12 protein-coding genes and 1 pseudogene are annotated in these 13,774 nt (G+C 63.9%); 8 read left to right on the forward strand and 5 right to left on the reverse strand.

Annotated elements, in window-relative coordinates; genetic code table 11:
* Positions 1–6 precede the first annotated feature (6 nt).
* Positions 7–669 carry a YiaD family glycine zipper/OmpA-like lipoprotein gene (locus tag ACEWQ0_RS06510; RefSeq protein ID WP_476484942.1) on the forward strand — a complete coding sequence of 221 codons (663 nt, stop codon included), beginning with the start codon at positions 7–9 and terminating at the stop codon, positions 667–669.
* Position 670: 1 nt separating this feature from the next.
* On the opposite strand, the gene ACEWQ0_RS06515 is transcribed toward ACEWQ0_RS06510, so the two are convergent.
* From ACEWQ0_RS06515 to ACEWQ0_RS06525, 3 genes are read right to left on the reverse strand one after another with little or no spacing between them, the layout of a single operon-like run.
* The gene (locus ACEWQ0_RS06515) at positions 671–1,429 is read right to left on the reverse strand and encodes a pseudouridine synthase (RefSeq protein WP_476483190.1); all 759 of its coding nucleotides are present in this window, start codon (positions 1,427–1,429) and stop codon (positions 671–673) included.
* Between the two features lie 19 nt (positions 1,430–1,448).
* Positions 1,449–2,279, reverse strand: coding sequence for an SMC-Scp complex subunit ScpB (gene scpB / locus ACEWQ0_RS06520; protein WP_476484879.1), 831 nt, complete (start codon positions 2,277–2,279; stop codon positions 1,449–1,451).
* An 18-nt stretch (positions 2,280–2,297) separates the two neighbouring features.
* Positions 2,298–3,116, reverse strand: a complete 819-nt coding sequence (locus ACEWQ0_RS06525) for a segregation and condensation protein A (RefSeq protein WP_476483108.1) — start codon at positions 3,114–3,116, stop codon at positions 2,298–2,300.
* 129 nt (positions 3,117–3,245) lie between these two features.
* On the opposite strand from ACEWQ0_RS06525, the gene ACEWQ0_RS06530 reads away from it, so the two are divergent.
* The 7 genes from ACEWQ0_RS06530 to ACEWQ0_RS06560 all read left to right on the forward strand — a co-directional run bounded on the left by ACEWQ0_RS06530 (position 3,246) and on the right by ACEWQ0_RS06560 (position 11,791).
* Positions 3,246–3,545, forward strand: a complete 300-nt coding sequence (locus ACEWQ0_RS06530) for a YciI family protein (protein WP_476483109.1) — start codon at positions 3,246–3,248, stop codon at positions 3,543–3,545.
* A complete protein-coding gene (locus tag ACEWQ0_RS06535; protein ID WP_476483110.1) occupies positions 3,542–3,811 on the forward strand; it encodes a BolA family protein in 270 nt (89 codons plus the stop codon). The genes ACEWQ0_RS06530 and ACEWQ0_RS06535 overlap by 4 nt, the downstream gene beginning before the upstream one ends.
* 16 nt (positions 3,812–3,827) lie before the next feature.
* Positions 3,828–4,637 carry a peptidylprolyl isomerase gene (locus tag ACEWQ0_RS06540; protein WP_476484880.1) on the forward strand — a complete coding sequence of 270 codons (810 nt, stop codon included), beginning with the start codon at positions 3,828–3,830 and terminating at the stop codon, positions 4,635–4,637.
* Between the two features lie 227 nt (positions 4,638–4,864).
* Positions 4,865–8,350: a chromosome segregation protein SMC gene (gene smc, locus ACEWQ0_RS06545; RefSeq protein WP_476484881.1), complete on the forward strand. Its 3,486-nt coding sequence runs from the start codon at positions 4,865–4,867 to the stop codon at positions 8,348–8,350.
* 68 nt (positions 8,351–8,418) lie between these two features.
* Positions 8,419–9,213 (forward strand): cell division protein ZipA, encoded by a 795-nt coding sequence (gene zipA / locus ACEWQ0_RS06550; RefSeq protein WP_476484882.1) that lies wholly within the window; start codon positions 8,419–8,421, stop codon positions 9,211–9,213.
* Positions 9,214–9,223: 10 nt separating this feature from the next.
* The gene (ligA, locus tag ACEWQ0_RS06555; protein ID WP_476484883.1) at positions 9,224–11,251 is read left to right on the forward strand and encodes an NAD-dependent DNA ligase LigA; all 2,028 of its coding nucleotides are present in this window, start codon (positions 9,224–9,226) and stop codon (positions 11,249–11,251) included.
* A 99-nt stretch (positions 11,252–11,350) separates the two neighbouring features.
* A complete protein-coding gene (locus tag ACEWQ0_RS06560) occupies positions 11,351–11,791 on the forward strand; it encodes a universal stress protein (protein WP_476483115.1) in 441 nt (146 codons plus the stop codon).
* A 189-nt stretch (positions 11,792–11,980) separates the two neighbouring features.
* Here the strand turns inward: ACEWQ0_RS06560 and ACEWQ0_RS06565 are convergent, their stop codons facing one another.
* Both ACEWQ0_RS06565 and ACEWQ0_RS06570 read right to left on the reverse strand, forming a co-directional pair.
* Entirely contained in the window at positions 11,981–12,301 is a 321-nt protein-coding gene (locus tag ACEWQ0_RS06565) for an OB-fold nucleic acid binding domain-containing protein (protein WP_476484943.1), read from the reverse strand.
* Between the two features lie 57 nt (positions 12,302–12,358).
* Positions 12,359–13,558: pseudogene (locus tag ACEWQ0_RS06570) on the reverse strand (helix-hairpin-helix domain-containing protein); the annotation flags it as partial.
* Positions 13,559–13,774: the final 216 nt, after the last annotated feature.

The raw sequence follows: 13,774 nt of genomic DNA on the forward strand, positions 1-13,774 counted from the left end.
ATTCCGATGCGTCGATCCGTCCTGGCTCTGGCCGTGGCCGCTGTCGTTCTTGTTGCCGGATGCGCCACGACGACTGATCCCTGGAGCGGTGAGGAGCGAGCCACCCGCGGAACTCAGGGGGCGGCCATTGGTGCCGGGGTGGGCGCCGTTCTTGGTGCCATCAGCGGCGGTGACCGGCTCCAGCGCGCCGCCATCGGCGCCGGTGTCGGCGCACTCAGCGGCGTGGCCATCGGCAGCTACATGGACCGCCAGGAGGCCGAACTGCGCCGCCAGCTTCGCGGCAGCGGGGTCAGCGTGACTCGTCGCGGCGACGAAATCATTCTCAACATGCCCGGCAATGTCACGTTTGACTTTGACAGTGCCGCCTTGCGCTCGGAGTTCTACCAGGTGCTCAACTCGGTTGCCCTGGTGCTGGAAGAGTACGATCGCACGGTGCTGGTCATCGACGGTCATACCGATTCGACCGGTTCACGCAGCTACAACATGGGGCTGTCGCAGCGTCGGGCAGAGGCCGTTGGCGACTACATGATTGCCCGGAATATCCGGCCGGTTCGCCTGGCCACCTACGGTTACGGCCCCGATTACCCCATTGCCGGCAACGATACCGAGAGCGGTCGTCAGGCCAACCGGCGCGTCGAGCTGACGCTGATGCCGGTGACCAAGCAGTGATTCACGGCAAGGGCTCGGCGGTCATTTCGGTGGCTTTCGAAGACAGGCCGACGTCTTCACGCAGAATGCGGTGGTCGCCGGAAGAAAGTTCTTCATAGCGACCGCTTTTGACGCGCGCCGGCAGAAAAACTGGACCGAAGCGGACGCGCTTGAGGCGCGCAACCTGCGCGCCCACCGCTTCCCAGAGGCGCCGCACCTCGCGATTGCGGCCCTCCATCAGCGCAACGGTATACCAGCTGTGGCTGCCGGTGATCTCGCCGGGCACGATGTCGGTAAAGCGCGCCGGGCCGTCGTCAAGGGTCACGCCATCGCGCAGCTTGCGAAGCTGCTCTTCATCGACGGTTCCGCGAATGCGGCACAGGTACTCGCGGTCAACCTGGCCGGCCGGGTGCATCATGCGGTTGGCGAGCTCGCCGTCGGTGGTCAGGATCAGCAGGCCGGCGGTATTGATATCGAGCCGGCCCACGGCAATCCAGCGTCCCTGTCGGAGTTTTGGCAGGTGGTCGAAGACAGTGCGTCGGCCCTGCGGGTCGCTGCGCGTGGTCAGCTGGCCTTCAGGCTTGTGATAGATCAGGGTGCGATGCTCGGTCGGGCGGGTGCTCACGCGCCAGCGCTTGCCGTCCAGCTCGATCACATTGCCATCCCCGACCGTCTCTCCGAGCGTGGCAACGCGACCGTCGACCTGGATTTCGCCGGCTTCGATACGCGCCTCGAGCTGGCGTCGCGAACCCAGTCCGACGCGCGCGAGAATCTTCTGCAGCCGTTCGCTGCCTGCCGTATCAGCTGTCTGGGTCGGGGTGGCTGTCGCCTTGTCCGACTTGTGGGTCTTCTTTGGCCGGCGTCTGCTGCCGGTCTTGGCTTTCCTGCGCTGACCCGACGTCGTCTCTGACGTCGTCCGGGATCGATGCTGCGTCGTCGCCTGCTTGCGGCGGGGCGCTTTCTTCCCCGGCTTCGATTTGCTCTTCTTCAGCCGCGTCTTTTTCGGTTTGTCGCTTTTCGCTTTGCTCATGGCGTTGATTCTCTGCCTTGAATTCCTCGGGCCCGGATTCCGGACTTTCAAGCGCCAGTTCGGGCTCGAGGTTATCAATGTCCTTGATTTCGGCGAGTGTTGGCAACTCGTCGAGTGATTTGAGGTTGAAATAGTCCAGAAAGGCTCTGGTGGTGCCGATCAGCTCCGGTCTGCCGGGCACGTCGCGGTGTCCGATCACGCGAATCCAGTCGCGCTCCTGCAGTGTACGCAGAATGTTCGAACTGACCGACACGCCGCGAATCTGCTCGATCTCGCCGCGTGTGATCGGCTGCCGGTAGGCAATGATTGCCAGGGTTTCGAGCAGAGCGCGCGAGTAGCGCGGCGGCTTTTCGGCCCACAGCTGCGAGATGATCGGCATCAGTTGCGTACGAATCTGCAGGCGGTAGCCGCTGCCGACTTCCTTGAGTTCGACCGCGCGCCCCTCCAGGTCGGCGTCCAGCGCTGCCAGCGCTTCGCGCAGCGGGCCGTGACCGGGCTGTTCTTCATCGGGAAACAGGCTGTTGAGCTGATTGAGACTCAGCGGGTTGCCGGCGGCCAGCAGGGCGCCTTCGACGATGCGTTTGAGGTAGTCGATATCCATCGGCGTTCTCTTGCGGATTCAGGCCCGGGTTCGGGATGGTGCGCGCAGATAAATGGGGTCGAACAGCTTCTGCTGGACCAGGTCGATGAGGTGTTCGCGCAGCAGCTCCAGCAGGGCCAGAAAGGTCACCACGGCGCCCATGCGCCCCTCTTCGAGATCGAAGCAGCGGTCGAATTCAACGTATTGGTTGTCGGCGACCAGATCGATGATGCGCGACATGCGCTCGCGCACGGAAAGCGGCTCGGCCTGTATCTGATGGTGGGCAAACATCTCGGCGCGCGCCATGACGTCCTTGAGCGCCAGCAGCACCTCGCGCAGGTCCACTTCCGGCGGCAGCTTGACCTTGCCCTGATCCTCGACTTCGGCGCCCGCCACGGCCACGTCGCGTTCCAGTCGGGGCAGCTCTTCGAGATCCTCGGCGGCCTGCTTGAAGCGTTCATACTCCTGCAGGCGACGAATCAGCTCGGCGCGCGGATCCTCTTCTTCATCCTCTTCGGCCTGGGGGCGCGGCAGCAGCATGCGCGATTTAATTTCGGCCAGGATGGCAGCCATCACCAGATATTCAGCGGCCAGTTCCAGGCGCATCTCGGTCATCATCTCGATGTAACCGGTGTACTGGCGAGTGACCTCGGCAATCGGGATATCGAGAATGTCGAGGTTCTGGCGGCGGATCAGGTACAGCAGCAGGTCGAGCGGGCCCTCGAAGGCTTCCAGGAACACTTCGAGCGCATCGGGCGGAATGTAGAGATCGTCCGGCAGCCTCAAAAGCGGCGAGCCCTGCACGATGGCAAAGGGCATCTCCTCCTGACGGGCGCGGGTGTCCGGGGTGGCATTCATGGGATGCAAGTGTAGCGGTTTATGTGCCCGCCGGGTGGTCGGGAGCCGCCCGGCGGGTGATGCAAGGCGGCTGCCGAAAACCGGTGTGGGCCGATACAATGCCCGTCTGCAGTTTGAAAGGAGACCTGAATGCTTTACATGATTGTGGGCCGCGATGCCGACGACAGTCTGTCGCGGCGCGGCGCGGCGCGCTCGGCGCACCTGGCTCGAATCAACGCGCTGCAGGACGAAGGGCGGCTGGTGCTGGCCGGGCCGCTGCCGAAAATCGACGCTGAAGATCCGGGGCCGGCAGGCTTTGCCGGTTCGCTGATCGTTGCCGAGTTCGACAGCCTGGACGCGGCGAAGGGCTGGGCCGACTCAGATCCCTACCTGAGCTGCGGAGCCTGGGAAGGGACAGAGGTTCATCCGTTCAAGCAGGTGGCGCCATGACCGACCGGGTTGCCATGATTCGCGAGCGCCTCGAGGCCGGGCTGGCCCCCGATGAGCTCGATATCGTCGACGAGTCGCATCTGCACATCGGCCATCCCGGCGCCCGCGACGGTCGCGGTCATTTTCGCGTGCGCGTGGTCAGCGATGTGTTTGCGGGGCTGCCGCGCCTGGCGCGGCACCGCCGCGTCTATGCCGCCGTCGGTGACCTCATGACCACCGACATCCACGCACTCAACATTGAAGCGCTGTCTAAAAATGAGACATAGTCTACTGATTTTTATATTGATTTTTCTGATTTCTGGCTGCGAGCAACAGCAGGGAAAGTCAGAGCCTGTCGATGACAATCAGGTCGTGCTGGTCGAGGTCGACGGTCGCCCCGTGACCCTGGACATGCTCGAACGAGCGATGGAGGCGCGTGGCGTCGAAGACGGCGAACACGAACGCATGCGCGAGCTGCTTGACGAGCTGATTCGCGTACAGGCGGTGGCCAATGTCGCGCGCAGCGAGGGTCTGGCCGACAGCCCCGAAGTACAGGCGGAGCTGCGGCTGGCCGAGAGCCAGACCCTGTTTCGCCACTATGTCAATCAGGCCCAGCGCGCTGAACCGCTGGATGAGGAGCAGCTGCGCGCGGCCTACGAGGCGCAGCTGAAGCGCTCCGGCGACCGGCAGTACGATGTCGAAGTCATCGCTTACGCGGATCAGGCCCGGGCGTTGCAGGCCATCGAGCGGATCGAAAGCGGCGATATTGATTATGCGGCGCTCAAGAGCGAGGCTGAAGCGTCCGGACGCCGGGTGGAGCGGCCCGGCTGGATCGATCAAAGCCAGGTGCCGGAGGATTTTGCCGCCCAGCTTGCTGAAACAGGCGCCAATCAGGTGGTTGCCAAGCCGCTCAAGGACAGCCAGGGCTGGTTTCTGGTGCGGGTGAAAGGCCGGCGTGATCTGGAGGTGCCGGCGTTCGAGCAGGTGCGCGAGGGCATTGCCCGATCACTGCTGCAGCAACGGCGTCAGGCGTTGATCCAATCGATCCACGACCAGGCCGAAGTCGAGCCGATGCTGCCGCTCGAAGCCGCCGATGACAAGGGGCCGGATTGAGCGCACAGCATGGCTTCCCGAGCGCGCTTCGAGCCTGACAATCCGGCTGGCCTTTCCCGGGGTACACTAGGGTCTCGGGCGTGCGGACGCAGTCGGTGGATCCTTGCGCCGCCGGCGGGCCGGGGAGTGCATTCTGGATTTCCGCCCGGTTTGACGGCCGTTTTGGCCAGCCTTCTGGCGCCACGAGCGCGTACATTACAACAACTGACTAAAAACACTCTTCCTCGATGCGACTGACCGCAATGAAACTGTCCGGCTTCAAGTCTTTTGTGGAGCCGACCACAATCACGTTTCCCTCCAACCTGATGGGGATTGTCGGACCGAACGGTTGCGGCAAATCCAATATCATCGACGCGGTGCGCTGGGTGATGGGCGAGGCCTCGGCGCGTCAGCTGCGCGGCGAATCCATGAGCGACGTGATCTTTTCGGGCTCGAGCGCGCGCAAGCCGGTGGCCACTGCCACGGTCGAGCTGATTTTTGACAACAGCGATGGCCGCGCCGGCGGAGAATACGCCGACTACAGTGAAATCTCGGTCAAGCGCCAGGTCACGCGTGACGGCCAGTCCAGCTACTGGCTCAACGGCACCAAGTGCCGCAAGAAAGACATCACCAACCTGTTCCTCGGTACCGGCCTGGGGCCGCGCAGCTACGCCATCATCGAGCAGGGGATGATCTCGCAGATCGTCGAGGCGCGTCCGGAAGAGCTGCGCGCCTTTCTCGAAGAGGCCGCCGGCATCTCCCGCTACAAGGAACGCCGCCGCGAAACGGAGAACCGCATTCGGCATACGCGCGAAAACCTCGATCGTTTGAGTGACTTGCGTGATGAGGTCAGCAAGCACCTCGACAAGCTCAAGCGCCAGGCCAACGCCGCCGAGCGCTACAAAAAGCTCAAGGCGCGCTATCGCGACGACGAGGCACGGCTGATGGCGCTGCGCTGGCGCGAGCTCAGCGCGCGCTCGGAAAGCGAGGAAAAGGCGCTGCGCGAAGTGGAAAACCGGCTGCAATCGACCCTGTCGACGCAGCGCACGGCTGAAAAGGAGCTGGAAACCCTGCGACAGGACCAGCACAAGGCGCGCGAAGCGGTGGCCGGGGTTCAGGGCGATCTCTACGAGGTCGGCGGCGAGATTGCCCGCATCGAGCAGGCCATCGAACACCAGCGCGAGATCCGCAAGCGCCAGCAGGCCGAGTACAGCGAAACCGAATCCCAGCTCAACGAGCTCAAACAACATCTCGTGCTCGACAAGGCACAGGTCAAGGAAACCTCCGAACTGCTGGCGCGCCTCAATCCGGAGCTGGAGACCGCGCGCGAGGAAGAGAGCGCCGCTCAGCTCGAGGTCGAGCGCATCGACCCGGCAATGGAAGAATGGCAGCAGCGCTGGCAGGCCCATCAGGAAGGTGCCGGCAGCGCCGCGAGCGAGGCGGAGCTGCTGCGTCAGCGCATCGATCATCTCGATGACCGCATGAACCGTGCCGCTGAGCGACTCAAGGCGCTGGACGAGCAAAGCGGCGACGCGGCACTGGAGCGTCTGTCAGCGGAAAAGGAGGCGCTGTCGGAGCAGATTGGCGACGGCGAGTCGCACCTGGCCGAGATGCGCAAAAAGCTGGAGGGCAAGCGCGGCCGGCTGAATGAGCTGCGCCAGAAAATCGAAACGCTCCGCAACGATCTGGAAGCCGCCCGCGCCCAGCGCCATGAGCGCCAGACGCGCATCGAGTCCTTGCGCCTGCTCAACCGCGGCGATGATGACGGCGACGAGATCGAACGCTGGCTCGACGCACGTGGCCTGGATGGCGAAGCGCGCGTTCTGCGTCAGCTTGCGGTTTCCGATCGCGAATGGAGCCCCGCCGTCGAGGCGGTGCTGGAAGACTGGCTGCAGGCGGTTCGGGTCGACGATGTCACCCGACAACTCGGCGAGGACCTGCCAACGGCCGGGCTGCGGCTGGCCGACGAAAGGCAAACCGCGCCTGTGCCCGGCACGCTGGCGGACAAGGTCGACGGCGCCGGTGCGCTCGCTGCCGTGCTGTCGCGAGTTTACTGCGCGCCGGATCTGGCCGCTGCGCGGGAGCGGCTGAATACGCTCGATGAGCATCACTCGGTGATCACGCCCGAGGGGATCTGGTTGGGTCCGGGCTGGCTGCGGCAGCCGGCCAGGGCCGCCGATGAATCGGGTCTTTTGCAGCGCGAACAGGAGATCCGCGAACTGAGCGAACGGATCGAGACCGATTCCGATCGAATCGAAAACATCGAGACGCAGCTGGCCAGAACCCGCGAAGAGCGCCAGCAGCTGGAAACCGCGATGGCGCAGGAAAACGCTGGCCTTGAAGCGGCGCAGCGCGAGCATGCGCGGCTGCAGGGGCAGCTCAGCAGCCTCGAATCCCGCCGTGAAAATCTGGAGCGTCAGCGTCGCGAGGCGGTGGCAGAAGTCGAAAGGCTCAAGGCCAGACAGACTGAAGACGGCGCGGCAGTGGCCAAGGCGCGCGGCGAGATGGAAGCGGCACTCAAGCGCATGCAGGCATCGGAAGCCGCGCGCGAGCCGCTGCAGCGCGAGCGGCGCGAGCTCGACACCGCCCGCCAGCAGGCCAGGCAGCGTCTCAACGATGCGCGCAGCAAGCGCGAGGCATTGTCGATCAAGGCCGAATCCAGCCGCGCTGGTCTGGAATCACTGCGCCAGTCGATCGAGCGCATGGACAATCAGGTCGGCCAGCTGCAGTCACGCTATCTGGAGTTGAGCGAAGCGCTGGCCCAGGGTGATGAGCCGGTGGCCGCTCAGCAGAAAAAGCGTGACGAGCTGCTCGATCAACGCCTGCAGATCGATGAGCGTCTGCGTGAGGCCCGGGTGGCGCTGGAGTCGCTGGAGGCGAAGTGGCGCGAGCAGGACGAGATCCGGCAAAAGGCTGCCGGCGAGGTCGAGCGCATTCGTTCTGATCAGTCCAGCGGGCAGCTGGCGCTGAAGGAAACCCAGCTCAAGGCGGAACAGCTCGCCGGACGCATCGCTGAACTCGATGCCGACCTGGAGCAGCTGCTCGGCGAGCTGCCTGGCGGCGCCGAAGCCGAGAAATACCAGAACGAGCTCGAAAGCCTGGAGCACCGAATTCGTCGTCTCGAGCCGGTCAACCTGGCTGCCATCGACGAGTACGAAGCCGAATCGGAGCGCAAGGAGTATCTTGACCGTCAGCACCAGGACCTGATCGAGGCCCTGGAGACGCTCGAAAAGGCGATCAATCGCATCGACCGCGATACGCGCACGCGTTTCCGCGAGACTTTCGAGCAGGTCAACCAGAATATGGAAGCACTGTTCCCGCGCCTGTTCGGCGGCGGGCACGGGCATCTGGAAATGGTCGGCGATGACTGGTTGTCGGCCGGGGTGGCCATTCTGGCGCGGCCGCCGGGCAAGCGCATTGCGCGCATTCACATGCTCTCAGGCGGCGAGAAGGCGCTGACGGCGGTAGCGCTGGTGTTTTCGATCTTCAATCTCAATCCGGCGCCGTTCTGTCTGCTCGACGAGGTCGACGCGCCGCTCGATGATGCCAACGTGGGACGTTTTTCCGAAATGGTGCGCGAGATGTCCGAACAGGTGCAGTTCCTTGTGGTAACCCACAACAAGGTCACCATGGAGGTCGCCCATCAGATGCTGGGCGTGACCATGCGCGAGCCCGGTGTATCGCGACTGGTTTCGGTGGATCTCGACCGGGCCGTGGCGTTGGCCCAGGCTTGAACAGGGCAGGGCAGATGGACGGCTTCGGTTACACTCTTTGCATCGCAACGGGCTAAGGTCGAACAAACGTGGATAATCTCCGCCTGATCCTGATTCTGATCGGTCTGGTCGTGCTGGCCGTGATTGTGTTGCTGCACAAGCCGGAAGGCGAGTCGAGGCGCAATCATGCCCGCTGGCGCGGCATGCGGCGCGAGCCGACTCTCGGCGGCGAAGCGGACAACCGGCCTGGCGCGGATAGTGGGTCACCCGCGGCCGACGATGGTCTTGGCGATGGTCGTGGCGATGGTCGCGACGACCGTCATGACCATCGTCATGGCGACAGCAGTCAGACCCGCATAAAGAAGAGTGTGCCGCCTGAAAGCACCCGCGAACCCGGGCTTGGCAGCCGCATCGACCAAACGGCCGCCGACGAAGAAGCGAAACCGCGCGAGACGCCCGACAAGATCGTTTATCTGTATATCTGCAGGCACGGCGAGCAGCGCATCAGTGGTTCGGAATTGCTGGATGCCGCCATCAAGGCCGGCCTGAACTTCGGCGAGATGAACATCTTTCACCGCCGTCATGAAGGCGCCACCAAGCCGGTCTTTTCGATGGCCAACCTGACGCCCCCGGGCCATTTCGATGCCTCGCAGTGGAATGTCTTCGATACGCCGGGCGTGACGCTTTTCCTGACGCTGCCGGCGCCGGTCAGCGCGCTCGATGCCTGGGACGCCATGCTGGCCACCGCCGAGCGCATCAGCAAGCTGCTCGGAGCCGACGTGCTCGATGACAGCAAGTGCCTGCTCACACGCCAGCGAATCGCCCAGATTCGCGAAGAGATGCGCGAGTACGACCGCCAGTCGGGCACCATCAAGCCACAGTAGGGCGCCGCACATGACAAAACGGCATGCCGGTACGGTCGCAGAGCACATCGCGTCCCTGCGCGAGCAGTTGCGTGAGCACAATTATCGCTACTACGTGCTCGACGATCCCGTCGTTTCCGATGCCGAGTACGATCGCTTGCTGCGCGAGCTGCAGGAGCTCGAGTCCGAGCACCCGGAGCTGATCACCGAAGACTCGCCCACCCGGCGTGTCGGCGCCGAGCCGGCCGCGGGGTTCGAGACGGTCGAACACCGTATTCCGATGCTCTCGCTGGGCAACGCCTTCAGCGAAGAGGAGGTGGCCGAATTCGACCGGCGGGTGCGCGAGCAGCTCGATATCGAACAAGTGGCCTACAGCGTCGAGCCCAAGCTCGACGGCGTGGCCATTGCGCTGCGCTACGAGCGTGGTCGCCTGAGCCTGGCAGCCACTCGGGGTGATGGCCGCAGCGGCGAGAATGTGACCGCCAACGTGCGCACGATTCGCGCCGTGCCCCTGAAGCTGCGCGGCGACAATATTCCCGATAATCTGGAAGTGCGCGGCGAGATCTTCATGACCCGTTCGGGATTTTCCGAGCTCAACGAGGGCCTGGCCGATAGCGGCGAGAAAACCTTCGTCAACCCGCGCAACGCGGCTTCGGGCAGCCTGCGTCAGCTCGATTCGGAGGTTACTGCGCGTCGGCCGCTGCATTTTTTCTGTTACCAGGCGGCCACCACGGACGGTTTTCCGGAGTGCCACTCCGAAACTCTGGCCCGCCTGCGTGAAATGGGCCTGCCGGTCAGCCCCGAGGCGCGGACCGCGCAGGGGCTCGAGGGCCTGCTCGACTACTATCGACAGATCGGCAAGCGTCGTGATGCGCTCGATTACGATATCGACGGCGTGGTCTACAAGGTGGATGATTTCGATCAGCAGCGGGAGCTCGGCTTTGTCTCGCGCGCTCCGCGCTGGGCGATAGCGCACAAGTTTCCCGCACAGGAAGAAACCACCCGGCTCGTGAGTATCGAGGTACAGGTCGGCCGCACTGGTGCGCTCACACCCGTGGCCCGGCTCGAGCCGGTGTTCGTCGGCGGGGTGACGGTCACCAACGCCACGCTGCACAACCTCGATGAGGTCCGCCGCAAGGACGTGCGCCCGGACGATTGGGTGGTGGTGCGCCGGGCCGGCGACGTGATTCCCGAAATCGTGCGTTCGATTCCCGAGCGGCGCGAGGGTGAACCCGAACAATGGCAGATGCCCGAGCGCTGTCCGGAATGTGATTCGGCCGTCGAGCAGGTCGAAGGCGAAGCCGTGACGCGTTGCACCGGCGGCCTGGTCTGTCCGGCCCAGCGCAAACGCGCGCTCGAGCACTTTGCCAGCAGAACGGCTATGGATATTGATGGCCTGGGCGAGAAGGTGATTGCGCAGCTGGTCGAGCGCAACCTGGTGCACAGTCCGGCCGACCTCTACCGCCTGGACCGAGAAACCCTGGCGGGCCTGGAGCGCATGGGCGAGAAATCGGCCGATAATCTGCTCCAGGCGCTGGAGAGCAGCAAGCAGGTGACCCTGGGGCGGCTTTTGTTTGCGCTCGGCATTCGCGAGGTTGGCGCGGTGACCGCGCAGGCGCTGGCGCGGCATTTCGGCAGCCTCGACAAGCTGGCGGCAGCCGGAGTGGCGGATCTCGAGGCCGTGCGCGATGTCGGCCCCGTCGTAGCCCGTCACGTGCACGCATTCTTCGATGAAGCGCACAACCGTGAAGTCATCGAGGAACTGCTCGAGGCCGGCGTCAGCTATGAACCGGAAGAGCCAGCGATTGACGCAGACACGCTGCCGCTGGCGGAATGCACATATGTTCTGACGGGTTCACTTTCGGGCCTGACCCGATCACAGGCAAAAAAGCGTCTGGAAGCGCTTGGCGCGCGGGTGACCGGCAGCGTTTCAAAAAACACGACGGCCGTTATCGCCGGCGACAGCCCCGGCTCGAAGCTCGACCGGGCCGAAAAGCTCGGCATTGAAGTACTGGATGAAGGGGCGCTGGAGCGATTGCTGGCCGAACATGAGCGCTGAGCCAGCTCTGGATTTGCTTCTAGTCAAGTCGTGCCGGCATCCTGTCGTTCACAATTGAAATAGAGGACAATCAATGATCATCGATTCAGGAGGAAAGAAATGAGTCACCCCGTCAAGGAAATCCTGGTGCCGGTCGACGGCTCCGAGAACGCCAATCGCGCCGTGAAATTCGCCGCCAGCATGGCATCGGCGCTGCAGGTGCCGATGCGTCTGTTCTACGTTTTTCCGGCCGCTTCGGTGGAGGTCATCGGCATGGCCGGCATGTCGCGCAACGATATCGACCGGGCCGCCCAGGCCGCGGCTCAGCGTGCTTTCGACAGCACGCGGGAAGCGCTTGGAGATGCAGCTCCAAAGGAGCTTGAGGAAGAAACCTCCATTGGCGATCCGGCCGAGGAAGTTGTGCGCTATACCGAAGACGACCCCGGTGTGATGGTCATCATGGGCCGCCGCGGCCTGTCGCGCATGAAAAGCCTGGTGCTCGGCAGCGTCAGCGACAAGGTCAGCCGCCACGCCAGGAGCCCGGTGACCATTATTACCTGAGCGGGCTTGCATTGTGGTTTCGGTGCCTCCGCCGGGGGGGAGCGCCCCTGGCGGAGGGCATGAAACTCCAAATTTCAAGCACCAAACAAAGCCTGCGTAGGTCGGCGTTACATCGCCGACGGACGACATGTCAAAACCTCCACGGCGCGCTACGCGTATTTTCGGCGCTCACTGCTCCCCGATGGCTCATCAACAAAAATCCCGTGAGCGGCTGTCGAGTTCGGCCAGCCATGCATCAAGGCTGTCGATGCGCTCGGCCACCAGGTGGCACACGCCTTCGGCGCTCTGAAGCCGGCCGTATACGCGCAGGATGCGCCCGCCGAGCACTTCGCGGCGGTAGCGCTCGAGCAGTTTCGGCCACACCACCACGTTGACGATGCCGGTCTCGTCTTCCAGCGACAGAAAGACCACGCCCGAGGCCGTGCCCGGGCGCTGACGGTGCGTGACCACGCCGGCGGCGGCAATGCGGCGACCGTCGCCGTGGCGGGGCAGGGCGCTTGCGTGCAGCACCCGTCGGCCCAGCCGGTGCCGCAGCAGTTTTATCGGATGATGCTCCAGGCTCAGGCCCAGGCTGGCGTAGTCGTCGATCAGCTCTTCGCGGGCTTTCGGCACGGACAGCCGTACCGGCTGCTCGCGGATCTCGGCGCCGGCCAGCAGATCGCCCTGGCGCTGCGCGCCGAGCGCGGCCCAGCGCGCCCGATGACGATGTCCGGTCAAGCCCTTGAGCGCGCCGGCGTCGGCCAGTTTCCGCAAAGCATTTTGATCGAGCCCGGCACGCTCGGCCAGGTCGTCGATGTCGCCAAACGGCTGTTGCGAGCGCGCATCAACGATCCGCCCGACGACGTCTTCGCGCAGGCCCTTGATCATGCGCAGACCAAGGCGGATCGCAGGTTGGCTGGTTGGCGGGTTTACTGGTTGGCTTGTTTTCCGGTTGTTTTCTTTTTTGTTTCGATCATCCGAATTTGTTTGCGATTGGGTATTTGATATTTGGTGCTTGCTTTCAGCTTGTCCGTCGGCGATGTAACGCCGACCTGCGCGGCCATTGGCAAGGTCTGAATGCCATCCGCTGTAGCGCACATCCACCGGCAGAACCCGCACGCCATGGCGCTTGGCGTCGTTGATGATCTGGGCAGGGGCGTAGAAGCCCATCGGTTGGCTGTTGAGCAGCGCGCAGGCGAAGGCGGCCGGATGATGGCACTTCAGCCAGGATGAGATGTAGGTCAGCAGGGCGAAGCTGGCCGCGTGTGATTCAGGAAAACCGTACTCGCCGAAGCCGCAGATCTGTTTGTAGATGCGCTCGGCGAAGTCGATGGAGTAGCCGCGTTCGCGCATGCCCGTCATGAGCCGTTCGCGAAACGGCTCCAGGCCGCCGCGCCGCCGCCAGGCCGCCATCGCTCGCCTGAGCTGATCGGCCTCACCGGCGCTGAAGCCGGCGGCGACCATGGCGATCTGCATGACCTGCTCCTGGAAGATGGGCACGCCCAGGGTGCGCTCGAGCACGCGCTTGAGCTCCGGGCTTGGATAGCTCACTGCAGCGGGATTGCGGCGCCGCTCGAGGTAGGGATGAACCATGTCGCCCTGGATCGGGCCGGGCCGCACGATCGCCACTTCGATGACCAGATCGTAAAAGCAGCGCGGCTTGAGCCGGGGCAGCATCGCCATCTGCGCACGCGACTCGACCTGGAATACCCCCACCGCATCGCCGCGGCAGAGCATTTCGTAGGTGGCAGCGTCTTCGCGCGGAATGGTGGCGAGCGTCAGCTCGCGGGGGCTGCCCGGGGCCGGAGTGTGGCTCGCGCAGGTCGTGGCTACATCCGCGACGGACGAGGTTTCGGGTCTGTTCACGCATGGCGATGCATGTTCAAGAATGGCACATTGCTTATGCCATCTGGCCGGTTTGTCGGCTCTTTCTTTTGTTGGCTGGTTGGCTGGTTTCCTTGCTGCCTGGTTGTTTGTCTCCTTGTTTTGATCATTCGAGTTTAT

The organism is Wenzhouxiangella sp. YN9 (assembly GCF_056324165.1).